Genomic DNA, 23,999 nt, shown 5'->3' with positions numbered 1-23,999 from the left:
ATAATGAATAATGTATTTGCACAGATAGAGTGGTCTCTCTTGACACCTGAAACAACCATTATCGCTGGGATTGTCCTGCTTCTCGTGATGGACTTGGTTTTTCCTTCATCCCTATCACGTAAATGGTTTGGCTTTATTGGTTTAGCTAGTGTTCTGGGGGCTTTGGTTTTTGTAGTAAATCAATTGCCGCTAAAGCCAGCAGAAATCCTATTTGGAACATATCGTCTAGATCCTATGTCTCTCGTTTTTAAGCTTCTGTTCTTAACATCGACTGCCCTAATCATGCTGGTAGCGATGGATCGGAAAAAGGCGGATAAGACCGATCGATATATTGCAGAAGAATATATCTTAATGCTCTCTGCCTTATTAGGTGCGATGTTCTTGGCATCCTCTGTCGATGTTATCACCTTATTTATCGGATTAGAGCTATTAAGTATTTCTTCGTACATCTTAGTGGGGATGAGAAAGCATGAACGTCTTGCCACAGAAGCTGCTTGGAAATATGTTATCTATGGAGGTGTCTCCTCTGCCTTCTTCTTATATGGATATTCGTTTCTTTATGGGGTATCAGGGACGACGAATTTATTTTCGTTGGGGCAGAGTTTGGCAGAAGTCGTGCAGAGTACTCAATCGGATCTCTTTATTATAGCGGGTTTTTGTCTGATGCTAGTTGGATTTGCTTTTAAAATCTCGCTAGCACCCTTCCATATGTGGGCACCAGACGTGTATCAAGGTGCTTCTTCCCCTGTTGCATCGTTCTTAGCAGTCGTATCGAAGGCAGCAGGTATTCTGTTTTTGATTCGCTTTTTATTGATTGGAATGTATCCCCTTCTCCGTTCTGAAATTTGGGGGGAGAATGTGATGTGGGCTTTGGCGATTTTGGCGGCGGTTTCGATGATTGTGGGTAATACAGTTGCTCTTAGACAGCGGAATGTGAAGCGGACTTTGGCCTACTCAGGAGTTGCCCAAGCAGGCTATCTGTTTATTATATTTCCCAGCTTACAGTCTAACTTAATATTTGTTAGCGTGGGCTTTTACCTAGTTGTTTATATGTTCATGACGATCGGGGCATTTGCAATCGTACATGTCGTATCAAAAGAGACAGGAAATGATGAACTTACTAGCTTTGATGGTTTAGTTCGGCGATCTCCAGGACTTGCAACTGCGATGGCTCTCTTCTTATTCTCGCTAGCGGGAATACCGCTTACAGCAGGTTTCATTGGAAAAGTAAACTTGTCTTTAAATACCTTTGCTTCAAGTCATATGTGGCTATTGATAAGTACCCTGCTCGTTACGACTGTGATTTCGTATTATTACTACTTCCGGATTGTACAACGGATGTTTGTTGGAAAAGCAACTTCGGATCAAAAGATATCTATCTCGATTTTTCCGGCTCTTACTATACTCGTAGTCGTACTCGGCACGATCGGGCTTGGAATCATGCCAGATATCCTATTAAGTAAGCTAGAAGCAGTAAAATGGGGATATGGTCTAATACCATTAGAGGGAATCCAGCAATTGAAAAACTGATTCTTTTCGAAGGCGATTTGGCTCACCATACAAATTTTCATTTTACAAAATTTGTATGGTGAGCCTATTCATTATGCGTTTGCGTCGTAGGTGAAAAAAGATTAAACTAGTAATTGGTTTTTAAAAAGAAAGCTTCGAAATATAGCAAAAAAAAGTCAAACGCAGGATTTCTTTGATTCCGATTGGAATTTACGATACCATAGGTTTATTGCAGAGAGAACAAGACGTGAAAGGGGTGCATAGCATGAACGGAGCGGCATCGATTGGTTTTCAGTCCTTATTATCTATTTTCATATCGCTCTTTTGCATTGTACTTGCGTGGAGACTCCTGCTGAATGTCCGGATCGAGGCTATTTTGCGAGTGAAACAAGCGTATCACGTAAAATGGATGATGATCTTTTTATCGGTTATATTAGGACATTTGCTAGCCAGGTTTATCTTGGACTATTTGACATGGTCGAGATGGCTTCCTAGCCTTATATCATCTTAGTATAGGTATAATCTATTGATTTCATGTACACAATGATAGTGAGAAAATTCTGTGTACGTGAGGGGTATGAGTGATGAAGGCAAAGTGGGGAGCGTTTCTGGTTTGGATTGTACTTTGTGTATTGTTGATGGGAAATACCCAAGCTCAAACGGATTCGATTCGAGAAATTTTGGATCATTATCAGACAACCAGATCAACTCCATCGCTATTTGTTCTCCATCATGGAAGTCGAACCAACCAGTTGTTCACATCGCAAGAAGTGGAAGAACTAGCAAAACGACTGAACGGTGAATTCGATGGAACAGACTTACAGAAGTATAAAAGCGAAGACGGTGTGCGCTACCAAAGTGATCATTCACTCTCGCCTTCTTTAAAAATAGCGGTTCGAGTCATAGATGATCAACCTACAGAAATAAAGAAAAAGCCATATGTATCATTGGAACTGAGGGGAACGGGTGCACCAGATGCTCGTTTGCACCAATATCAAACGCAATTTCAGCAAATTTGCCAAACGTTCGGGATGACTCCAAGTCTTCATTTCTCGATTCAAGGAGATGTGGATTTGAAGCAAGCGAGTGAATTAAAAAGCTTGATTCAATCAACAACAAAGCCTTTGGGAGCAACTCAAATTGAAGAAATGAAAACTGAAAAAACGGTTAGTATCTCCTATTTCATACCGAGATGGGGATCTGGCATTGTTACACAGGGCGGCGAAATGAATTTACAAGTTTCCGCGCGCTGGAATTATCAGACCAATCGGGCGGTCCTTACAATGGGGACACCGATTATCACCATAGAATATTAGATCAAGCGGAGGGAAGATCATTGGAAAAAATCGTTGTACAGGGTGGAGCTAGGCTAAAAGGTAGAGTAAAAGTTCATGGAGCCAAAAATGCAGTGCTTCCACTTATCACGGCATCGCTTTTGGCATCTAGGGGAAGCGTCCACATTGAAGATGTTCCGTTATTGGAAGACGTAAAAACCATTACCGAAACACTAAACAGTTTAGGAGCAGAAGCAAAGTTAGGAGAGGATTCTGTAACGATTAATGCAGAGACTTTATCGAATACAGCCGCTCCATACGAGTTAGTTCGGAAAATGCGTGCTTCTATCTTAGTGATGGGACCTCTTTTGGCTCGTAAAAAACATGCTAGCATCCCGTTACCTGGTGGTTGTGCGATTGGTTCACGTCCAATTGATCTTCACCTTAAAGGCTTTGAAGCGATGGGTGTTCAATTTGAAGTTTCACATGGTTGTGTAGAAGGATTTGTAGCAGATCGTCTACAAGGTGCGAATATCTATCTCGATTTTCCTAGCGTAGGAGCGACCCAAAATCTAATGATGGCGGCGACACTCGCGCAGGGGCGCACGGTGATCGGAAATGCAGCATGTGAACCAGAAATCGTAGACTTAGCGAACCTTCTAAATGCGATGGGTGCTAGAGTGCGCGGGGCTGGTACGGATGAGATTCGAATTGATGGGGTCGATTTCCTACGTGGCACGGAGCATACCGTGATTCCAGATCGTATTGAAGCAGGGACTTATATGGTCGCTGCGGCCATTACACGTGGCGATGTATTTGTAGAGGGGGCAATCTCCGAACACTTAGTACCTCTAGTCGCTAAGTTGCGAGAGATGGGTGTTAGTGTGTTAGATGGGGATAACGGCATTCATGTAAGTGCAAAAGGGGATTTGAAGCCAGTTGATGTGAAGACTCTACCATATCCTGGGTTCCCAACCGATCTACAGTCGCAGATGATGGCGCTCCAGTTGACCGCAAAAGGCACAAGCATGATTACGGAAACCGTATTTGAAAATCGCTTCATGCACGTAGAAGAGTTTAAGCGTATGAATGCACATATTAAAATTGAGGGTCGTTCCTCTGTCATTGAAGGTGGCCACAAACTATCAGGGGCTGAGGTGAAATCAACCGATTTGCGTGCAGGTGCCTCGCTCGTGCTCACCGGATTAGTTGCGGATGGCATTACAGAAGTGACAGAGCTAAAACATATTGATCGTGGTTATGTAGATTTAGTAGGAAAGTTACAAAAGCTAGGTGCTACTATCTCCCGAGTAAAGATTGGTGAAGAAGTAGAGAAGGTACAGCAAGTAACTTTTGCATAAATTTTTCTTCGGAAGCACGTTGCTAGAGGGCGACGTGCTTTTTTATGAGCTTACACAATCTTATTTGTCTATTCCCAATTTTGAAATCTATCAAACTCAGTTCTAGAGTCATGAGGAAACCCATAGAGTAGTGTAAACAGATAGATGAGGGGGATAAAGGTGAAATCGTCTAAGGAGATATGGTTGGCAAGATGGAGACGGATACGAGGAAATAAGAGGCTTTGGTTCAAAGGAAAGATGATCCTCCTCTTTATCGGGGGCATTTTATTATTATTAGCGATTCCGACGGTTCTGGTGGGATTTGGGTCGAATGCGGCACTTGTGGCTGGTCAAGGAAGCCAGGAGAAGGAGATGAATCCTAGTACGCAGAAAGAGAATATAACAGAAGCTAAGAGAGTAAATGCCAGCACCTATAATCCCAATGTACGGGTGTACTTGTCTAAAGAGAAGAAAGTGATCTCACTTCCATTGGAGACCTATTTGGAGGGAGTCGTTGCCGCGGAGATGCCGATTACGTTTGAGATTGAAGCGCTCAAAGCACAAGCGATGGCGGCACGGACTTTTGTGGTGAATCGATTAGAAAAGAATTCTACTGTGAACCTAAAATCATATGGGCTTCCCCATCAATTAGCAGATGTAACGGATACAGTGCAACATCAAGCCTATTCAACGGACGACAAGCTAAAAAACCAATGGAAAGATCGCTATCAAGAGTATAAAGCGAAGATAAAACTGGCTATTGAAGAAACGAGAGGACAGATTTTAACGTATCAAGGAAAGCCGATCTACGCCGCCTTTTTCTCTACTAGTAATGGTAGAACGGAAAACTCGGATGAATACTTTACTGCTAAGTATCCGTATCTTGTTAGCGTTGACTCATCATGGGATCGTTCTTCCCCTAAGTTTGAGCGGGAGGCTACGTATCCTTTGGCAGAAGTTTTTTCTAAACTGGAGAAGCAAACGAAAAAATCGTTAGATGTACCAGTATCAGCATTACAAGCTGGAAACCAGATGAGAATCGTGAAGAAGACAACGGGGAACCGTATTGCTAGCTTACGTATCGGTGACAAGAATTTTTCGGGTAGAGAAGTGAGAGAAGCCCTCGGACTAGCCTCCTCTGACTTTACGTGGAAACAAAATGGCGACAAAATTACATTTACCACATATGGCTATGGTCATGGGGTAGGACTTAGCCAATGGGGCGCGAATCTTATGGCACAGACGGGTGCAAAAGCGGACAAAATCGTGAAGCATTATTATCAGGGGATTCATATTAGTGAGTTTAGAAGGAAGTAGAGATGTCCGCTGAAATGAATCAAGCGAATCTCTCGCAACTATCGACAAACTATAATGATTTTCATCCACTCGCAATATACCAAAAATTTAACAACTTAGGTATAAAATGAGTTTTTCACGTCGACAATGTAGTCAGAGGTGAGAAACTTATGAAAATAGAGGATCCAAAAACGAAGGTATCCTTCTTGAATCAAAACAAACGCCAACTTGCGTGGAAAAGACTCCTGACGAAAAAATGGTTCTTTCCCGCTGTGTACGTAACAGTCGTCGCGCTTGTACTAGGCGGAGTATGGTTGGTACAGGGGACTGTCAGCAAAGACGTAAGCAAAAATATGCCATCGATTGATACCATCTTACCCGTAGAAAAACCATCCACTGCTGAAAAGATGGTACTGCCTGTAGCATCTAACGCCGGAGTGACGGTCACCAAGAAGTTTTATGATGAGAAAATGACTAGCCAAGATAAAGAGCTAGCCCTTGTCAATTATCAAGGCACTTTCTATCGAAATACAGGTATAAACTTTTCACGAAAAGACGGCAAGTCATTTGATGTGGTAGCTGCAATGGGCGGTACAGTGACCAGAGTTGAAACGAACCCATTAGTCGGCTTACAAGTTGAAGTGAAGCATGAAAATGGTTTCATTACCATTTACCAAAGTTTAGCTGCCACTTCTGCAAAAGTGGGGCAAACCGTAAACCAAGGCGATGTTCTAGGACAAGCAGGTACGAACAAGTTTGAACAAGCTGATGGAAATCACTTACACTTCGAGGTAAGAAAGAATAACCAACCTCAAAACCCAGAGCCATTTATCAAGTAATATAAGAAAAGCCCACGAAATAGTGGGTTTTTTCTATTCCTGTCCAAATTCGAAGAATAACCTCATTTTTGCCTCATATACTTTATCAAGAAATGAGGGGAGGGAGGACGGAATCGATGCATGACTATATAAAAGAACGTACTATAAAAATTGGAAGATACTTTGTAGAAACAAAAAATACAGTTCGCTCGATTGCCAAGGAATTCGGAGTTTCAAAAAGTACGGTTCATAAAGATTTAACGGAAAGATTACCAGAGATTAATCCTGATTTAGCAAATCAAGTAAAAGAAATATTAGAATATCATAAATCTATTCGTCATCTTAGAGGTGGAGAAGCTACGAAGATCAAATATAAAAGAAAGCCAAATACCAAAGATTCTCGTTTGAAAGAAGCGGTAAAAATCTGATATCCACTACACCGGAGTAGTACTTTTTATGTAACAAAATTGACGAAATGACAATAAAAGGAATCCTCCGGTGTGTTCAAATTTATGGTACAATCTAACAGAGTCGTCACAGATGAATCTAGACGTACTGTTTTTTCTAGGATATATTTTATTTATGATCGTAAAGTGTTGCTGTATAAGACAGCATTCGTTTTTTATATAGACAGAATAAGATGTACGTGGGTTTACAAAAAATGATCTGCTTTTGGAGAGGTAGAAAAAATGAGTCAATTAGACCGAGAAAAAGAGATGGAGCTTGATGAAAAAAATCATACAGATACCCAAGAGGATCGTGTGATGGTGGGTAAATTGAAGTGGAGTCAAAAAGAGGAAGAAAAGCGAACAGACGAAGGGTTGAATGATGAGTTTAAAGAACTGAAAAAAGAGGAAGGAATGCAAGGGAGTGAGGATTCTAAGGAGGACAAGCTTGCCAATTTTGAAGATACACTCAGCCCTCTTGATTTTAAAGAATATAAGGTAGACCTTGAACAGCTTCAGGAAGCTTCTGCTGCAGTTGAAACACCTCTAAAAGAGGAAAATACGACTGTACTTGATGATGAAGAAGATCTCAAGAAGGAAGAGCATGCGCAGGATGAGGTTGTGAAAACTTCTTTTGAAGCGCATGATAATGAACAAGAACGAGTAGAGCCTATAGACCAAGAGGATCAAGAAGGAATCGCTAACGAAATAAAGCCAGAAACAAAAAGAAGTCCTTTGAAAGCAGCTATAAAAATTTTCTGGATTCCGATGTTATTGATAGCGGCATTAATAACGGGTCTAGTGATCGGGAATACGATAATTGGTGGAAAGCCCATTTCAGACACATTTAGTTGGAGCTCTTGGGAACACTTATATAACTTAATTTATCAGAAGTAACCCCCTACATCCCGCTTAAGTAGACGGGGTTTCTTCGTGTCAAACCACTGCTTAGGAGGGACTATGTTGAATGTGCCCAATCTGTTGACGTTGGTTCGTTTTCTATTAGTTCCAGTTTATTTGTTCATATTCTTTTCGGACATTCCTTCGCCAGCGCGTCTTTGTTGGGCGATCGGAATTATCTTCTTAGCGGGCCTGACCGATGTAGTAGATGGGTATCTTGCTAGGCGTAATAATCAAGTAACGCAAATGGGTGCTATGTTAGACCCGCTCGCGGATAAGTGTATGTTAATGGCCATTTTTCTATCCTTATTATTGTCAGATAAAATCTCATGGGAAGCGGCATGTGCAATCCTATTCCGTGATTTGGGTATGATTGTTTATGGGGCGATTGTTCATTTTCAAGGCAGGAAGACAGTGCCTGCTAATTTTTTAGGGAAATTGACAACGGTACTTTCGTATCTTGTGTTATTTATGGTTATGTTTGATGTTCCATATGCTCCAACGATACTATGGATTGTAATTGGGCTCTCTTATATCGCGACTTTGTCTTATATGTTCCAATTAAAAGTGGTAAATGAGTAAGAGAATGTGAATAATAAGGGGATCGGGGCGATGAACCCCGATTCTTTCTCTTTGCGATATCGTTCTTGTATACATAAAATTAGGAGGATGCGACATGGGGGCAAGAAATGTAACTCGCACTATTATAGTCGAAACACCATCAAAGCCAGGGAATTTAGGGAAAGTGACAACGGCCATTGGCTTATTTGGTGGGGATATCGGCGAGATTAAAACCAGACAAATAGGACCTTATTCGACGGTACGGGATATTACAGTACAGTGTGAAAGTGAAGAGCAATTAGAAACGGCGATATCGGCCGTTGAACAACTAGGAGAGGGAATCCATGTAAGAGCTGTCTCCGATGATGTTCTTCACGCCCATGAAGGCGGTAAGATTCATATGAGTAGCCGCTTTGATATCCGTTCATTAGATGACTTACGAAAAGTATATACGCCCGGTGTTGCCAACGTGTGCCGTGCGATTGAAGAGGACCCGTCTTTGGCTCAATACTATACAAGCATAGGAAATACCGTTGCCATCATTACAGATGGAACGGCTATTTTAGGTCTTGGAAATATTGGACCATTGGCAGGGATGCCGGTAATGGAGGGGAAGGCGGCCTTATTTGATCGATTGTCAGGAATTAGCGGGATCCCTATCCTGCTGGATACGAGTGATCCGGCTGAAGTCATAACAACCGTAAAGAGGATTTCAAAAGGGTTTGGGGGTATCTTACTAGAGGATATAGGCTCTCCGCACTGCTTTGAAATAGAAGAACGCTTGATCGAAGAACTTGATATTCCTGTGATGCATGATGATCAGCATGGTACCGCTGTAGTCACATTGGCAGCTGTTATGTCTGCGTGCCGTAGTGCAGGCGTGAATCTAAAAGAAGCAGTGGTAGGGCAAATCGGACTGGGAGCAGCGGGCTTAGCTATCTGTCGGATGTTTATGGCTTACGGTGTAAAGGAAATGGTTGGGGTGGATCGTCAGCCAACGGCCTTAGATCGACTTGCTATGTATGGCGGGACACCGGCTCACTCGCTTGAAGAAGTGATGGAGAAATGCGATATTGTAATTGCTACGACGGGTGTACCTAACTTAATCAAGCCTGAATGGGTTCGAAAGGGACAAGTGATACTGGCTCTTTCCAATCCAAAACCAGAAATCGAGCCAGATGAGGCGATTAAAGCAGGAGCTTTGTTTGCAGCAGATGGACGATCGGTAAATAATGTTCTCGGATTCCCAGGTATTTTCCGTGGAGCATTAAATGCTGGAGCAAAACGAATTACCCATGATATGTTAGTAGCAGCGGCTACGGCTATTTCAAACCATACCAAGCCAGGCCAGTTAGTTCCTCACCCACTCGATTTAGGAGCACATCAAATTGTAGCAGAAGCAGTCGAGATGGCCGTGATGAAAGAGGAATCAAGTAAATAAGAAATGAGGTTTGTTTATGGAATGGGCTATTGAGAAGATTAAAGAGACAATTCCACACAGATATCCTTTTTTATTAGTGGATCGTGTGTTGGAATGTGAACCGAATGTTCGGGCAATCGGCATTAAAAATGTTTCGATAAACGAGCCATTTTTTCAGGGACATTTCCCCCATTATCCAGTCATGCCGGGTGTGCTCATCGTCGAAGCATTAGCTCAAGTGGGAGCATTGGCGGTTCTCACTTCAGAAGAGCATAAAGGAAAAACGGGTTTCCTTACAGGGGTTGATGGCTTTCGTTTTCGTGGACAAGTTGTTCCCGGGGATCAGCTGCGCTTAGAGGTGGAATTAACTCGTTTTAAAGGAAGTATTGGTAAAGGGAAAGGTACGGCGAGTGTAGATGGAAAGATAGTCGCATCAGGGGAATTGATGTTTGCGATTATCGATGTAACGAGCTAAGGATAAAATAGATGGAATGGGATAGGATGGGTCACATGAGACCTCTCCTTTTTCTTTATCTGAATGGGTAGAAAACGAGATAAAATAGGATCCAAAGTAGGATGCTAAGGAGTAGTGCGTTACGAATCCCGATAAAGGGATTTTGAGGCTCATCCATATCAACATCTGTTTCTAACTCCATCTCGACTAAATCGTGGTGTTCCATTATTCCATCCTCCATGGTCGCTTAGGGGTTACTGTTGCGGTGTGTCCACATTTAGTTTGTGAATGTTGGATAGGGATTTATACGATGGTGAAAATGGAAGATTCCGCTGATGGTGGGTAACGTATATACATATTTGGAAATCGTGCATTCTATCAAGTATGCTACCCAAAAGATTTCAGTTATGTTACAGTGAGACTGTAGTTTGTAATGTTTCTGTAACATTAGATGCGTAAATCAAACTTTGTTAGCGGTACAATGGTAGTGAGTTTTTCTATGGAACAAGTTTCGGAAATGAGGGAAATCTATGGTACGCTATGGTATTGTAGGCTGTGGTCATATTGCGAAGAAGCACGTTTCAGCGATTCAAGCTGACCCTGGGGCTGTACTTGTAGCAGTATGCGACACCAATGAAGAGCGTTTGAAGGAATTTACAATCGATGGAGTCATCGGATATACGGACCTAGCTGATATGTTACAAGCAGATGTTGATGTTGTATCGATTTGTACACCAAGCGGTCTACATCCTGCACTCACCATCCAAGTGGCTGAAGCGAAGAAGCATGTCGTGGTCGAAAAGCCAATGGCATTGACGCTAGAAGATGCGGATCGGATGATTGATGCATGTGAGGAAAATGGTGTGAAGATGGCTGTGGTCCATCCAAACCGCTTTCGTCCAGCTATCGTAGAACTACGAAAACAAATTGAAAATGAAAAGTTCGGGATCATCGGCCATGCCAACGCAACGGTTCGATGGAATCGGAATCAAGCATATTATGATCAAGCTCCTTGGCGTGGAACGAAGGCCATGGATGGTGGAGTCTTGATGAATCAAGCTATTCATAACATGGACTTGCTTTTATGGATGATGGGGGATGTGGATGAAGTTTATACATATGATGCGACCCGGATTCGCAAAATTGAAGCAGAAGATACATCCATCTCGGTGATTCGCTTTAAAAATGGGGCACTTGGCTTACTGGAAGCGGCTGTTACGATTTATCCGAAGAACTTAGAAGAATCACTAAGTATTTTTGGTGAAAAAGGTAGCGCTGTTGTAGGTGGCCCAACTGCTAACTGGATTAAAACGTGGGATTTTGAAGGCCTGACGGAAGAAGAAGTGACACAGTTGAAAGAACAAATTACGCAAGATCCATGGGGTATGCCAGGTCATGAGTGTATTATTCGTGATATGACGCTTGCGATTACAGAAGGTCGTACTCCGATTGTCTCGGGCACAGAAGGCCGTGATACACTCAGCTTAGTCGTCGCTTGTCAGATGTCGGCAGAATCAGGTAAGCCAATTAAAATGAATACGCTAGAACGAAAAATCCTAATAAAATAAATGATAAAAGGGGTATTTCAAAATGAAAAAAATTCCTTTACTAGACTTGAAAGCACAGTTTGCTACGATTCGTGAAGAAGTTTTAGCATCAGTAGAAAATGTATTTGAAAGTGGAGCTTATATTCTCGGACCGGAAGTAAAAGCATTAGAAAAAGAAGTGGCTGAGTACATCGGAGTGAAACATGCGATTGGGGTTGCAAACGGGACCGATGCCCTCGTATTAACGCTAGATGCGATGGGAGTGGGACCTGGAGACGAAGTAATCACGACTCCGTTTACCTTCTTTGCTTCTGCAGAAACCGTATCACAAGTAGGCGGAACTCCTGTATTCGTGGATGTGGACCCAAAGACATATAACTTAGATATCGAACAAGTGAAAGCAAAAATTACGGATAAAACAAAAGTAATCATCCCAGTTCACATTTTTGGTCAACCTGCAAACATGGACGAGCTTCGTGCGATTGCAGAGGAAAAAGGCATCTACATCTTAGAGGATGCGGCACAAGCGATAGGCTCTCAATTTCAAGGTCAGATGATCGGCTCTTGGGGCGATGCGGCCACCTATTCATTCTTCCCAACCAAAAACCTCGGCGGCTATGGTGACGGGGGAATGGTAGTTACGAATAATGATGAGCTTGCACAGAAAATCCGGATTCTTCGAGTTCATGGTAGTAGCCCGAAATATTATCACAGCATGATCGGTTATAACAGCCGTTTGGACGAAATTCAAGCGACTGCACTACGTATTAAACTACGCCATCTCGAGAAGTGGAACGATGCACGTAGAGAAAAAGCGGCTATCTATAATGAACTATTGAAAGATACTCCGCTAGTAACACCTTACGAAGCACCAGATCGTAAGCACATTTACCATTTGTATATTGTACAAGCTGAAAAGCGTGATGAGTTGATGAAGTATTTGGGTGAGCACGGAATCTCTACTGGTGTTTACTACCCCGTTCCGCTTCATCTACAAGAAGTGTATAAAGATCTTGGTCAAGGCGAAGGTAGTATGCCAGTATCGGAGTATTTATCGAAACGTACTTTTGCGCTACCGCTTTACCCAGAGTTGTCTCGTGAGGATATGAATTATATCGCGGATACCATTAAGAAGTTCTATCAATAAGGGGGTACGAGGCGTGACAAACGTGCTACTAGAAAAATTAGAGAATCGTTCCGCTGTGATCGGAGTCGTAGGGCTTGGTTATGTGGGTTTACCACTGGCAGTTGAAAAAGCAAAAGCAGGCTTCCGCGTTATCGGCTTTGATGTGTTGCAACACCGTGTAGATGAGGTAAACCGAGGGATTAACTATATTGGCGATGTTGTCGATGAGGAGTTAAAGGAACTAGTGGCAAGTGGTAAGATTATGGCCACGACGGACTACTCGAAGATTGGGGAAGTAGATGCAGTAGCGATTTGCGTTCCAACGCCTTTGGATAAGTATCAACAGCCAGATGTCTCGTATGTAGAGTCATCCAGCAAAGATATCGCGAAGTATTTACATCCGGGGATGTTAGTTGTCTTAGAAAGTACAACTTATCCAGGTACTACAGAGGAAGTAGTCGGCCCAATCCTAGAAGCAACGGGACTCAAAATCGGTCAAGATTTCTACCTAGCTTACTCCCCAGAGCGTGTCGATCCGGGTAACAAAACCTTTAATACCAAAAACACACCGAAAGTAGTGGGTGGGGTAACAGCGGACTGCACGAAAGTAGCGGCTGCGATGTACCGTGCAGTATTGGAAGGGGAAGTTCACGAAGTATCCAGTCCGAAAGTAGCGGAGATGGAGAAGATTTTCGAGAACACATTCCGTAATATTAACATTGGACTTGCTAATGAAATGGCGATCCTCTGTCATAAGATGGGGATTGATATCTGGGAAGTGATCGATGCGGCTAAGACCAAGCCATACGGATTTATGGCGTTTTATCCAGGGCCGGGGCTAGGTGGACACTGTATTCCAATCGACCCATTTTACTTGACTTGGAAAGCACGGGAGTATAATTATCACACTCGCTTAATTGAATGTTCGGGTGAAATTAATAATGCAATGCCAGAATTTGTGGTAGACCGTACGATGAAAATCTTAAATCGCTATGGAAAAGCACTTGCAGGCTCTAAGGTACTTGTGCTGGGTGTGGCTTACAAGAAAGATATCGACGATATGCGTGAGTCTCCTGTTCTTCCGATCTTAGAGCTACTCGAAATGTATCATGCGGATGTTGAAGTAGCGGACCCACATGTACCCTCTTTCCGCTTCTCACATAGTGCAGATGCAAAAGTGATGAAGACGGTCGAGTTGACAGCAGACCGCCTTCAAAATGCAGATCTTGTCCTACTTACTACGGATCATAGTGCTTTTGATTATGAGATGATTGCACGAGAATCAAAAGTGATTTTTGATACTCGTAATGCCTTTAAGGGTGTAGGTATTTCTACTTCCAGCATTCAAGCAGACTACGAAAAATTATAAGAAATGGGTGTGGGCTCATGAACAATTTCGTACATGAACGTGCGACGATGGGGACAGATGTCTCCATCGGCCATTTTTCGGTTATTGAAGACGGAGTTGTATTAGGGGATCGTGTTACGATCGGCAATAATGTCACGATTCATGCAGGAACGGTGATTGGTGATGATGTATTTATTTCTGATAATTGCGTGGTAGGGCGTTGGCCGAGGCCTGCGAAAGCATCAACGGTAAAGGTAGATGCTTCTTTGCCTGCGCTTGTGATTGGAGACGGGACAACCCTTGGAGCCAACACGGTTTTATATCGTGGTTCTTCATTTGGGAAGGAATGCATGATTGGCGATCAAGCTTCCGTACGGGAGAAGTGTGAGATTGGAGATCGTGTAGTAATCGGACGTGGAGTAGCGGTAGAAAACCAAGTTTCGATCGGCTCCTTTACGAAGATTCAAACCAATTCTTACATTACTGCTTATACGACGATTGAAGAAAGGGTTTTTATCGCGCCAACTGTAACGACTACCAATGATAACTTTATGGGGCGTACGAAAGAACGATTCCAGTTTGTAAAAGGTGCACACATCAAGAAAGGCGCACGTGTAGGAGGGGCTTCTATCTTACTGCCGGGTATAGTGGTAGCAGAAGAAAGCTTTATCGCGGCAGGGGCCGTTGTACACCGTGATACAGAGGAAAAGAAAGTGTATGTAGGGGTGCCAGCTCGTGTGCTACGGGATGTACCAGCCCGTGAATTATTAGAAAATCAAGAGTAGTTTAGGTAGGAGCAATCCATGAACCAACTAATCAAGCGTTTGTTTTCAGACTCAGCTGCCTTTGCGATTGCTACGATGGGAAACAAGCTAGCAGCAGTTGTGCTGGCTCCCATTTATATTCGGATTCTACAAAAAGACCAGTATGCTATCGGCGATTGGGGCCTGACACAGACATACACGCTTATTTTAACGTATCTGTGCATTCTAGGAACGGATACGGCACTGGCTTATTATTTCTATGACACGAAAGATGAGAAGGATCGCCAGGTCTACTTCACAAACACCTTATTGTTTAGTGTGGGGATGTGTATTCTGTTTAGTGTGCTATCTTTCCTCTTTGATTCTGCGATTTCTTCCGTCGTCTATCGAAGCAATCGCTATGACGATACCCATCTATTGACGATTGCAACCGTTGCGACATTGGGGGCGATTGTGATTCAGCACATCCTCGCCTATGCTCGCTATAACCGAAGAGTCTGGTTTTTTAATGTTTTTTCAATGGCTTTTGTGATCGGGTCCTCGGTGTTAAGTGTGGTACTTGCTTACTATATGAAACCATCTGTGCTCGGCATATTTTACGGTCAGTTGATCGGTCAAGGTACGGTAGCCTTGATCCTGCTATGGCTGTATCGAAAAGAGATAACTTGGAAGTTCTCTAAACCTCATACGATGAGGCTCATCAAATATGGGTCGCCTGTGATGATTTCTCTATTATCTTTTTGGATTATGTCATCCATCAGTAGACCTATGCTAAATTACTTAGTAGAAGATAACTCTGCTATTAAGTACGATGCAAACGCCATCTATGAAGCAACCGTGCGTATAGCTAGCTTTATCGTTTTGATTACGGCACCGTTTCAATTAGCTTGGCGCCCTTTTTCGATGTCGATTAAAGACCGTGATGATGCACAGCAGGTGTATGGATTGATCGGCAGAGGCTTACTCGTGTTTGGAACGTTAGCTATTATGGTGCTCACCTTCTTTATTCAACCTTTGTACAATCTATATATCGGTGCTCCGGGCCCAGAGACGAAGGTGGACCTGTCGAGTGGGTATCTCTATGTATGGATGTTATCGTTGGGGACACTATTAAACGTACTACACCCGGTGTTTGGTGTTGGATTATTCATCAAAAAACAAACCAAGTACATCTCACGAATCTTTATCCTCGTTTCGGTGATTTTCTTAATTGGTAACTTTCTACTCGTGCCGTACTTTAAAATTTGGGGTACAGTTAGTATGACCGCTGCTAGTTATTTGATTGCGGTGATTTTGATTTATCGAGCGAGTCAAAAAGTATATCCAGTTGAGTTTAAGTTCGGTGCTATGATGCTCTATATGACGGTCTTCCTCGCTTCTATGGCTTGGATTAGCTATGTACAGGCTAACCATTTGCCGAATCCGTGGGTTACGTATGTTGTTGCATTTATAGTGAATATAGCTGTCGTTTTCTCTACAGGATTAATTCCTGTTCACATGTTGAATCGAATAGGCAGTCTTTTGCCCAAACTAGGAGGTAAAAAGTGAGAGATGGTGAATGAGGGTTTGCTTTCTCAACGAAAACGTTTAGATACGTGGTTTTATCTAACGGCCGCCTTCGCTCTACTCGGGCCTAGCTTTGGTATCCCGGTGACATCCGGCTTTACATTAACTTTATTCCGCCTCGCTTTCTTGGTTTTACTAGCCGGAATCATTTTTCGCTTCGTAAATAAAAAAAGCTTGGAAGTATCCTATATGGTTCCGATTCGTTGGTACGTCGCCTTTCTATGCTTTTGGATCTTGTATGCCGTCTTAACATTAACGTGGGTTATCGATATGGGAAAAGGGATTCGTTATGTCGTGTTTCTAACGAATATGATTGCGTTAGCCCTTTCATTTCCTTACTTTATCCGAAATGAATCCTACTATAAGAAGATCACGAAAGTATTATTTGGTGTATATACAGCGATCATTTTATTTGCAGTTTTTGAATCGGTTACCTTAATTCATCTTCCTACCTCTCGGGCGGCAGATGAAAATGTTTCAGGTGGAGTAAGTGCGTCGATTACATCTGTATTTACGAACCAAAATGATTTGGCGACATGTATTACGCTGACTCTTCCCTTTATCGTGGCTGCGATGATCATGTTGCCTTTATCTCGAAAGATGAAAGCCTTACTGTATGGAGTATTTATTCTATCCGGCTATGTCTTGTTTGCCACAGGATCACGCGTAAACGAGTTAATCGTTCTCCCATTGATTGCAGTGGTCATGCTCGTTCTTTTTTGGAAAAGTTTGGATCGGAGTCGATTCCGTCTAAAAAGCATCCGGGCAAATGGCTTCTTCCTACTTCTTGCTGTGGTATTGGTGCAGGTGATGCTTTCGACTATGTTGACTCCAGAGGGCGAAAGAATCGTGGAGGATAAGCTGGGAAGTACGTCTGCAAGCATTTCTGATCTTCATGATGCGGTTTCGGAGGAGCTTGTAGGGGGAGAGGAATCAAAGATAGAAGGCCAATCAGGAGAGAGTATCATGGTACGTGTCAATCTCTTGAAGCATGGGTTCGATTTTCTAGTCAAAAGCCATTTTATGGGTGTAGGTGCAGGTAATATTGAACGATGGATGCATCCTTCTTCAGATGAGTATGTGAGTGGGGATGTAAACAAGGAAAATATCCATAACTGGTGGGCTGAGATTTTAGTTAACTTCGGTGTGATTATCTTTGCCCTTTATCTGGCTTTATACGTCTGGTTACTGTGGAGACTGTGGAAACTGATCAGTTTAAAAAGATCTCCTCATCTCTCGATATATTTACGTTTCGGAGCAGTAGCTAGTTTAGCGGCGATGATTGGATATTTCTTCGGTGGTATGGCGATGAGTACTGCTATCCACTTTACTCCGATGTGGATTAGCTATGGTCTGGCTCTTGCTGTATTAGTATTAGGAGAACATGAAAATAAACAATTCAACCAAAGTTGATATCTGGATGGAAATGAGCGGAGGGAGCCCAGTTTGGTGATTCCTCCCTTTCTATATAGAGTAAGTTGCCAGAAGGAGCTGAACCTGTGAATGAAAAAAGTGATGATATTTAGTTCAGTTCATCCTTGTGATGACTCCCGAATTTTTCATAAACAAGCCGTTTCTTTATCAAAATCGGGATATGAAGTAGAGCTACATGCGATTTCGGATGTGGAAGAGAAAAGGGTGCAAGGTGTGCGGATTGTAGGAGTGAAACGAGCCCCGAATCGCTTTCGCAGGCTACTAAAGGGATATGAATTATATAAACGTGCACGAAAAAGTGGTGCAGATGTATTTCATTTTCATGATCCGGAACTGCTTCCGTGGGGAGTGCTCTTACGGCTGCGGACCGGGAAACCTGTGATCTATGACGTACATGAAGACTTACCTAAACAAATCTATACCAAAGTGTGGATTAACCCTAAGATTCGCCGGCCTCTATCTACCTGGGCCCACCGAATTGAAAAGGGATTAGCACGAAAGCTAACAGCAGTCATCGCAGCAACGGAGCCCATTGCCAGCCAATTTACCGGAGTGAAGCATCGAGAAGTCATAAAAAACTATCCACTCCCGATGCCGATGATGGAACGACAAGATGTTGGGAAAAATCAAATCCTATACGTGGGCGGAGTTTCTCGTCTGCGTGGGTATGATGAAATGATTCAAATGATGGATCACATTCCAGAGGAGTTACAAGCGGAATTACATATTATCGGTCCGCTTCAACATATCCAAGTGAGTGTGGAGGAAGCAGAGCGATTTAGTGAAAGACGGATCTACCTTCATGGAAGAATTCCTTTTACAGAGGTTCAGCAGAAATTAGCATCTGGAAAAGTTGGATTGGTTTGCTTGCATCCGATTGAAAACTATCGTGAGTCTTTACCCATTAAGATGTTTGAGTACATGTCAGCTGGTATTCCTGTACTTGCAACTGATTTCCCGTTATGGAAAGAGATTGTGGAGGGAAGCGACTGTGGTTTTACTGTAAATGCTCTAGACCCGAAGGAAATGGCAGAGAGGGCAACACAGATTTTGACTGATGCAGAACTAGCTAAATCGATGAGTGTTAATGGACGGAAAGCATACGAGGAAAACTACAATTGGCATATTGAAGAACAAAAATTACTGCGCTTGTACCAAGAAATTGGATCATGAGATGTCTATGTAGGAAAACAGAGGGGGTATCAGCATGAAAGTTCTTGTGACAGGAGGAGCTGGCTTCATCGGTTCCCATATCGTGGATCAACTGATTAACGAAGGGCATGAAGTGGTTGTCCTAGATAACCTGATAACAGGGCACGAAGAACAGATTCATCCAAAAGCGGCCTTTTATCGGATCGATGTGACGCATCCGGAAGTACATCAGATCTTTGAACAGGTGCGACCGGATACAGTGATTCATCAGGCGGCACAAACGCATGTCCCTACCTCGATTGAAAAACCTCTCTATGATGCAAATGTAAATATCATGGGAGTGATTAATTTATTAGAAGCAGCAAAAGATACAGGAGTAAGAAAATTCGTGTATGCTTCTTCTGCCGCTGTATATGGAGAACCTAAGTATTTGCCAATCGACGAATGCCACCCAACGCATCCGATCTCCCCTTACGGTATCTCGAAATACACAGTTGAACATTATCTAGATGTGTATTCCCGTTTGTTTGGGCTCCAGTACACAGCACTCCGCTATGCAAATGTATACGGCATTCGTCAGGACCCAAGGGGCGAAGGTGGCGTGGTATCCATCTTCACCGACAAAGTACTAAGTAAACAAACGCTAACGGTGTTTGGTGACGGGGAACATACACGAGACTATGTGTATGTAGAAGATGTAGCCAGAGCAAATGTACAAGCATTGTCAAAAGGCGCAGGGGAAATGTTCAATATCGGTACGGGTGTTCAGACTTCATTAAATGAATTAATCGAAGCGTTTCGGGTAGCCTCTGGAAAAGAAGTAGTTGTTACGTATGGACCAGAGCGTGCTGGAGATATTAAAGATAGTTATTTTAATGCGAAGAAAGCCGCGGACACCTTAGAGTGGGAAGCGAAAATCCCATTACTAGATGGCTTGAAGCAAACGTATCAATACTATTTAGAGAAGTACTAGCATACTCTTTTACATAGCAAACGTTGGACCAAGCAGAGCTTGTTATGTACCCAGATATAAATCGCTTAAGCTGTAACAAAACGTCTATTGTTATTTAAGCTCTCCTGAAGTATACTGTGTCATTATAGGCTTGAAACATTACTGTAATGTTACTGTTACTTTTGTAATCTAACTATGAGTATAAACTGTTGACAAACATAGATGATTTATGCGATCAGGAGTGAATAACAGATGCGTTTGAAGACGTTGGGTGAAAACGATGCAAGTGTTTTGACAGGAGAATTAGGAGCTGCTTCTATGATCTACTCAATCGTAAAACGGGCGTTTGAGATCGTCTTCTCGTTAGCCCTTCTCATCTTTACCTTACCTGTCCTTGTTCTATCAGCTATTGCGATTAAAATGGAGTCCTCTGGACCTGTTTTCTATAAGCAAGAGCGGGTGGGACTACAAGGGAAGAAATTCTGGATTTATAAGCTACGTTCCATGCGAACGGATGCGGAGAAAAACGGACCGCAATGGGCGGCTAAAAATGATCCCCGTGTTACGCAGGTAGGTAAATTCATTCGTAAAACAAGGATTGACGAACTTCCTCAGATCCTCAACGTATTAAATGGAGATATGAGCTTAATTGGGCCTCGGCCAGAGCGTGATTGTTTTACGGAGCAATTTGAAAAAGAGATTCCTGGGTTTAAGAAACGCTTGTTAGTGAAACCAGGTCTTACTGGATGGGCACAGGTAACAGGCGGTTATGAAGTGACCCCACGTGAAAAATGGGAACAAGATATGTACTACATTCAAAATCAATCGATTGCGATGGATGTACGTATTCTGCTACGTACGGTTTGGGTGGTCTTGTCCGGAAGCGGTGCAAGATAAAAAGAAAACACGGACACCATCTCATCATGATGATCCGTGCTTTCTTTTTATATGACTGTGACTCACATTAGAATATCAGACGAAGTCCTGCATACATCAGCAACCAAAACGGTACACTGATACCAGCGGCATTCATGACACCAATCCAAAATGATTTACCAACGACTGGATATTCCATGTGAGTCACCTCCGTTTTCGCTTTGTAAACTTATTATACGCCACGATATACTCCTTTAGTTACATTTGTCGAACTTGTTAACAAAATGTAATCTGCAAGTAACATAAGCTTGATAATGAAAAGAGTGAGGGGCTTGGTGGATACATTGTTGCTTCGAAAACATGATCGATTAGAAAAAATTTTCTACTACATGATTGCATTTGCATTGATCGGTCCGACCCTCGGAATAGGTACTGGGGAATTTCGGCTTACCTTTTTTCGGATCGCTTTTTTTGTTTTAGCTGTAGGGATTTTGATACGGTTTATCTGGAATAAAGAATACATAAACGGTAAGCAAAATAGGGAGTTTACAACTATTTATCAAGTTCGTTGGTTTGGAGCTTTCTTCTGTTTTTGGCTGCTTTATGCACTCATTTCACTCACTTGGGCTGTTAGTTTGAAAGACGGTATTCGGTATTTGATTTTCCTTGTTATGATGCTTGTACTCACTTTCTCTTTCCCGTTCTTTATCCGTACATATGAAAGTCTTTGGAAAACATCAAAAATACTGGTAATGGTATATGCAATAATCATTGGTTATGCTGTATTTGAATCGATGACCTTTATCCATTTACCCGTTTCTAGAGGCTATAATTCTGAACTTGTAAGTGTGGTTACTTCGGTTTTTACCAATCAAAATGACTTGGCTACTTTTATTACGTTGGCGCTGCCATTTTTGATTACGGCGATCTTTATGTTGCCATTACATAAAAAATATAAATGGTTCCTTTACATTGGATGTATTTTTAGTCTCTACACCCTTTTCGCAACGGGTTCGCGTAGTAATGTTATGTTTGCTCTACCTCTTGCGTGTGTGGTCCTCCTGTTAGGTGTTTTTTTCGTAGTGAAGCGTGAGAAATGGACGAAGCAAAACGTAGCCAAATCGATCATAGCTGTCTTAGCTGCGATTATCTTAGCAAATGCAGTAGGCTTTGTTCTTTTAACCGATAAGGCAAGGGCCGCCAATAATGCGAAATTAGCTTCCATCTTCGGTTTTCTAGGGGATTTCCAAAAAGGTGGCTGGGATGCAGAGGGAGAAGGTGTCATCGAAGGAGAAACGGGACGAAGTGCTACGGTTCGTAAGTTTCTCATTATCAACGGACTTCACTTTTTACATAATTCACATTACTTGGGAGTAGGACCGGGCAATGTAGAGCCGTTAATGGAAGGTGCACCTCATGTAGACAAAAAAAATATCCATAACTGGTGGCTAGAAGTCTTAGTTAATTTTGGGGTTTTGATCTTTGTGATGTATATGGCGCTCTATTTCTGGCTCTTGTGGCGTTTATGGAAGCTTGCTTCTTTAAAGCATGGAGCATCAACGAGTCCCGTGGTTCGTTGGGGTGCTTTTGCTACGTTGTCTAGCTTGATCGGCTTCTTTTTCGGCGGAATGGCGCCTAGTAGCTGCATTCACTATACCCCGATGTGGATTACGCTAGGGATCGGTTTAGCAGTGATTGGGTTTGGCGAATTAGAGAGAAAGAAACAGGCTATACGAGGAAGTGAATGAGTGGATGAAAAAAGTTCTAGTGGTTTCACACATGTACCCAAGTAAGGTAAATCCGCATTCTGGGATCTTCGTACATAATCAGACTAAGGCGCTACGCGATGCAGGATGCGAAGTGCAGGTAGTGGTACCGATTCCTAGCTTTCCACTGTACAAAAAGTGGAAAGGATACTCAGACCTACCGAGTCGAACCGATCTAGAGGGGATTCCTGTCCATTATGTGCCTACACGGATGTTTCCTGGCGGTTTCTTTTTCCATCGCTATGGTGCGTTTTATATACGATCTCTCAAACCGATTTTGCATCAAATCAAGCAAGATTTTCCTTATGAGCTACTCCATTGTCATACGATTTTTCCAGATGGATATGTAGGTGGGAAATTGAAAGAGGAACTGGGAGTCCCCGTTATTAGCACGATTCATGGCTCTGATATTATGCTTTATCCGAAGAAAAATAAAAAGATTTACGAACGAACGATCGAAGCATTAAAGGCTAATGATCATCTCATCACGGTAAGTGATCGGCTTCGTGATGAGGTGGATCAAATGGTCCCAGGGTTACCTGTATCTACGATCTATAATGGCTTTGATCCGAATCGATTTTACCCCATCGATCGCCAAGAGGCACGTCTTCGTCTGGGGATTCCGCCTGAGGGGAAGAAGATTGTATTTATCGGAAATTTACTGCCTGTAAAGGGAATTAGCTATTTGCTACAAGCTTTTCACCGTCTAGTTCAGGGTGATCAGCACGAAGGTCTAGATCTGTATGTAGTAGGAGCAGGACCACTTCAAAGTAGCATTGAGGAAGAGATCGCAGAGCTTAGCCTTGTAGGTCGGGTTCATTTGATGGGGAGAAGGCCATATGATGAAATTCCACTATGGATGAATAGTGCCGATGTGACTGCGTTAACCAGTCTCAGTGAGGGACTGCCCTCCATCCTACTCGAATCGATGGGGTGTGGACGTCCGATGGTGGCGACGGATGTTGGTGGGATAAAAGAAGTTCTACAAGATGGTGTGACCGGAAGACTGGCACGTCCAAAAGATGTAGAGCATATTGCGCAATGTTTACATGAAATGGTAACGAAGGACGATGTACGAGAAGAGCTGGGAAAACAAGCTTATGTAGCTTCGCGTGGCTTTTCGTTGGAGCAAAATGCAAATCAAGTGATCGAGCGCTATGAGAAAATAAAATCATTGACATATTAAATAAATTGATCTAGTATAGGCGTTAGTTCGTTACAATAGTGAATTGAAAAATGAATATCTTAGATTTTCTCTTATCCAGAGAGGTTGAGGGACAGGCCCTATGATACCTCGGCAACCAGTTTGTGTGATCAAGCATACAAACAAGGTGCCAATTCCTGCAGAGCTTTTTTGTTCTGGTAGATGAGAGGAAAGTGGATCTTTGTATATATACATATCCCCTTTCTGCAATCATCTGCAGAGGGGGATTTTTCATTTTGTAAATAA

The 23,999-nt window shown here is 42.6% G+C and carries 23 protein-coding genes and 1 riboswitch; of the genes, 22 read left to right on the top strand and 1 reads right to left on the bottom strand.

Features of this window, described 5'->3' with window-relative positions:
* Positions 1-3: 3 nt before the first annotated feature.
* The 11 genes from BLU58_RS13225 to fabZ all read left to right on the top strand — a co-directional run bounded on the left by BLU58_RS13225 (position 4) and on the right by fabZ (position 10,039).
* Positions 4-1,530, top strand: coding sequence for an NADH-quinone oxidoreductase subunit N (locus BLU58_RS13225; protein ID WP_093292839.1), 1,527 nt, complete (start codon positions 4-6; stop codon positions 1,528-1,530).
* Positions 1,531-1,774: 244 nt separating this feature from the next.
* Positions 1,775-2,020: a DUF1146 domain-containing protein gene (locus BLU58_RS13220; RefSeq protein WP_093292837.1), complete on the top strand. Its 246-nt coding sequence runs from the start codon at positions 1,775-1,777 to the stop codon at positions 2,018-2,020.
* A 73-nt stretch (positions 2,021-2,093) separates the two neighbouring features.
* Entirely contained in the window at positions 2,094-2,825 is a 732-nt protein-coding gene (locus BLU58_RS13215) for a YwmB family TATA-box binding protein (protein ID WP_093292835.1), read from the top strand.
* A gap of 20 nt (positions 2,826-2,845) precedes the next feature.
* Positions 2,846-4,144 carry a UDP-N-acetylglucosamine 1-carboxyvinyltransferase gene (murA, locus tag BLU58_RS13210; protein WP_093292833.1) on the top strand — a complete coding sequence of 433 codons (1,299 nt, stop codon included), beginning with the start codon at positions 2,846-2,848 and terminating at the stop codon, positions 4,142-4,144.
* A 159-nt stretch (positions 4,145-4,303) separates the two neighbouring features.
* On the top strand, positions 4,304-5,440 hold the full coding sequence (gene spoIID / locus BLU58_RS13205) for a stage II sporulation protein D (protein WP_176786678.1): 1,137 nt from the start codon (positions 4,304-4,306) through the stop codon (positions 5,438-5,440).
* A 149-nt stretch (positions 5,441-5,589) separates the two neighbouring features.
* Positions 5,590-6,258, top strand: a complete 669-nt coding sequence (locus BLU58_RS13200; RefSeq protein ID WP_093292829.1) for a M23 family metallopeptidase — start codon at positions 5,590-5,592, stop codon at positions 6,256-6,258.
* A 116-nt stretch (positions 6,259-6,374) separates the two neighbouring features.
* On the top strand, positions 6,375-6,665 hold the full coding sequence (spoIIID, locus tag BLU58_RS13195) for a sporulation transcriptional regulator SpoIIID (RefSeq protein ID WP_072331438.1): 291 nt from the start codon (positions 6,375-6,377) through the stop codon (positions 6,663-6,665).
* A 261-nt stretch (positions 6,666-6,926) separates the two neighbouring features.
* Positions 6,927-7,580: a DNA-directed RNA polymerase subunit beta gene (locus BLU58_RS13190; protein ID WP_093292827.1), complete on the top strand. Its 654-nt coding sequence runs from the start codon at positions 6,927-6,929 to the stop codon at positions 7,578-7,580.
* A 63-nt stretch (positions 7,581-7,643) separates the two neighbouring features.
* A complete protein-coding gene (locus BLU58_RS13185; protein WP_093292825.1) occupies positions 7,644-8,165 on the top strand; it encodes a CDP-alcohol phosphatidyltransferase family protein in 522 nt (173 codons plus the stop codon).
* A 94-nt stretch (positions 8,166-8,259) separates the two neighbouring features.
* A complete protein-coding gene (locus BLU58_RS13180; protein WP_093292823.1) occupies positions 8,260-9,585 on the top strand; it encodes an NAD-dependent malic enzyme in 1,326 nt (441 codons plus the stop codon).
* 16 nt (positions 9,586-9,601) lie between these two features.
* A complete protein-coding gene (gene fabZ, locus BLU58_RS13175; protein ID WP_093292821.1) occupies positions 9,602-10,039 on the top strand; it encodes a 3-hydroxyacyl-ACP dehydratase FabZ in 438 nt (145 codons plus the stop codon).
* 55 nt (positions 10,040-10,094) lie between these two features.
* Here fabZ and BLU58_RS16530 read toward each other — a convergent pair whose 3' ends face one another.
* The gene (locus tag BLU58_RS16530) at positions 10,095-10,244 is read right to left on the bottom strand and encodes a hypothetical protein (RefSeq protein WP_176786677.1); all 150 of its coding nucleotides are present in this window, start codon (positions 10,242-10,244) and stop codon (positions 10,095-10,097) included.
* A gap of 304 nt (positions 10,245-10,548) precedes the next feature.
* Here BLU58_RS16530 and BLU58_RS13170 point away from each other — a divergent pair, with 304 nt between their 5' ends.
* The 11 genes from BLU58_RS13170 (at position 10,549) to BLU58_RS13120 (ending at position 23,735) form a co-directional block, all read left to right on the top strand.
* Positions 10,549-11,586: a Gfo/Idh/MocA family protein gene (locus tag BLU58_RS13170; protein WP_093292819.1), complete on the top strand. Its 1,038-nt coding sequence runs from the start codon at positions 10,549-10,551 to the stop codon at positions 11,584-11,586.
* 22 nt (positions 11,587-11,608) lie between these two features.
* On the top strand, positions 11,609-12,712 hold the full coding sequence (locus BLU58_RS13165) for a DegT/DnrJ/EryC1/StrS family aminotransferase (protein ID WP_093292817.1): 1,104 nt from the start codon (positions 11,609-11,611) through the stop codon (positions 12,710-12,712).
* A 13-nt stretch (positions 12,713-12,725) separates the two neighbouring features.
* A complete protein-coding gene (locus BLU58_RS13160) occupies positions 12,726-14,060 on the top strand; it encodes a nucleotide sugar dehydrogenase (protein ID WP_093292815.1) in 1,335 nt (444 codons plus the stop codon).
* 17 nt (positions 14,061-14,077) lie between these two features.
* On the top strand, positions 14,078-14,824 hold the full coding sequence (locus tag BLU58_RS13155) for an N-acetyltransferase (RefSeq protein ID WP_093292813.1): 747 nt from the start codon (positions 14,078-14,080) through the stop codon (positions 14,822-14,824).
* Positions 14,825-14,842: 18 nt separating this feature from the next.
* Positions 14,843-16,351, top strand: coding sequence for a lipopolysaccharide biosynthesis protein (locus tag BLU58_RS13150; RefSeq protein WP_093292811.1), 1,509 nt, complete (start codon positions 14,843-14,845; stop codon positions 16,349-16,351).
* A gap of 3 nt (positions 16,352-16,354) precedes the next feature.
* Entirely contained in the window at positions 16,355-17,782 is a 1,428-nt protein-coding gene (locus BLU58_RS13145) for an O-antigen ligase family protein (protein ID WP_093292809.1), read from the top strand.
* A 90-nt stretch (positions 17,783-17,872) separates the two neighbouring features.
* On the top strand, positions 17,873-18,976 hold the full coding sequence (locus BLU58_RS13140) for a glycosyltransferase family 4 protein (protein ID WP_093292807.1): 1,104 nt from the start codon (positions 17,873-17,875) through the stop codon (positions 18,974-18,976).
* Positions 18,977-19,010: 34 nt separating this feature from the next.
* Positions 19,011-19,928 (top strand): NAD-dependent epimerase/dehydratase family protein, encoded by a 918-nt coding sequence (locus tag BLU58_RS13135; RefSeq protein WP_093292805.1) that lies wholly within the window; start codon positions 19,011-19,013, stop codon positions 19,926-19,928.
* Between the two features lie 231 nt (positions 19,929-20,159).
* Positions 20,160-20,804 (top strand): sugar transferase, encoded by a 645-nt coding sequence (locus tag BLU58_RS13130; protein WP_093292803.1) that lies wholly within the window; start codon positions 20,160-20,162, stop codon positions 20,802-20,804.
* Positions 20,805-21,130: 326 nt separating this feature from the next.
* Complete coding sequence (locus tag BLU58_RS13125; protein ID WP_176786676.1) at positions 21,131-22,531, top strand: O-antigen ligase family protein; 1,401 nt, start codon at positions 21,131-21,133, stop codon at positions 22,529-22,531.
* 4 nt (positions 22,532-22,535) lie between these two features.
* Entirely contained in the window at positions 22,536-23,735 is a 1,200-nt protein-coding gene (locus BLU58_RS13120) for a glycosyltransferase family 4 protein (RefSeq protein ID WP_093292799.1), read from the top strand.
* 68 nt (positions 23,736-23,803) lie between these two features.
* Positions 23,804-23,922, top strand: a riboswitch (SAM riboswitch).
* Positions 23,923-23,999: the final 77 nt, after the last annotated feature.

The sequence above is a fragment of the Thermoactinomyces sp. DSM 45892 genome (assembly GCF_900107305.1).
In the GTDB taxonomy this organism is placed as follows: Bacteria; Bacillota; Bacilli; order Thermoactinomycetales; family Thermoactinomycetaceae; genus Baia.
This window is presented reverse-complemented; position numbering and strand designations above follow the sequence as displayed.

Coding starts and splice junctions, on each gene's coding strand:
- BLU58_RS13185 (WP_093292825.1), top strand. CDS start 7,644: ATGTTGAATGTGCCCAATCTGTTGACGTTGGTTCGTTTTCTATTAGTT.
- fabZ (WP_093292821.1), top strand. CDS start 9,602: ATGGAATGGGCTATTGAGAAGATTAAAGAGACAATTCCACACAGATAT.
- BLU58_RS16530 (WP_176786677.1), bottom strand. CDS start 10,244: ATGGAACACCACGATTTAGTCGAGATGGAGTTAGAAACAGATGTTGAT.
- BLU58_RS13140 (WP_093292807.1), top strand. CDS start 17,873: ATGAAAAAAGTGATGATATTTAGTTCAGTTCATCCTTGTGATGACTCC.
- BLU58_RS13165 (WP_093292817.1), top strand. CDS start 11,609: ATGAAAAAAATTCCTTTACTAGACTTGAAAGCACAGTTTGCTACGATT.
- BLU58_RS13135 (WP_093292805.1), top strand. CDS start 19,011: ATGAAAGTTCTTGTGACAGGAGGAGCTGGCTTCATCGGTTCCCATATC.
- BLU58_RS13170 (WP_093292819.1), top strand. CDS start 10,549: ATGGTACGCTATGGTATTGTAGGCTGTGGTCATATTGCGAAGAAGCAC.
- BLU58_RS13180 (WP_093292823.1), top strand. CDS start 8,260: ATGGGGGCAAGAAATGTAACTCGCACTATTATAGTCGAAACACCATCA.
- BLU58_RS13215 (WP_093292835.1), top strand. CDS start 2,094: ATGAAGGCAAAGTGGGGAGCGTTTCTGGTTTGGATTGTACTTTGTGTA.
- BLU58_RS13200 (WP_093292829.1), top strand. CDS start 5,590: ATGAAAATAGAGGATCCAAAAACGAAGGTATCCTTCTTGAATCAAAAC.
- BLU58_RS13225 (WP_093292839.1), top strand. CDS start 4: ATGAATAATGTATTTGCACAGATAGAGTGGTCTCTCTTGACACCTGAA.
- BLU58_RS13190 (WP_093292827.1), top strand. CDS start 6,927: ATGAGTCAATTAGACCGAGAAAAAGAGATGGAGCTTGATGAAAAAAAT.
- BLU58_RS13150 (WP_093292811.1), top strand. CDS start 14,843: ATGAACCAACTAATCAAGCGTTTGTTTTCAGACTCAGCTGCCTTTGCG.
- spoIIID (WP_072331438.1), top strand. CDS start 6,375: ATGCATGACTATATAAAAGAACGTACTATAAAAATTGGAAGATACTTT.
- BLU58_RS13120 (WP_093292799.1), top strand. CDS start 22,536: ATGAAAAAAGTTCTAGTGGTTTCACACATGTACCCAAGTAAGGTAAAT.
- BLU58_RS13130 (WP_093292803.1), top strand. CDS start 20,160: ATGCGTTTGAAGACGTTGGGTGAAAACGATGCAAGTGTTTTGACAGGA.
- BLU58_RS13220 (WP_093292837.1), top strand. CDS start 1,775: ATGAACGGAGCGGCATCGATTGGTTTTCAGTCCTTATTATCTATTTTC.
- BLU58_RS13145 (WP_093292809.1), top strand. CDS start 16,355: ATGGTGAATGAGGGTTTGCTTTCTCAACGAAAACGTTTAGATACGTGG.
- BLU58_RS13155 (WP_093292813.1), top strand. CDS start 14,078: ATGAACAATTTCGTACATGAACGTGCGACGATGGGGACAGATGTCTCC.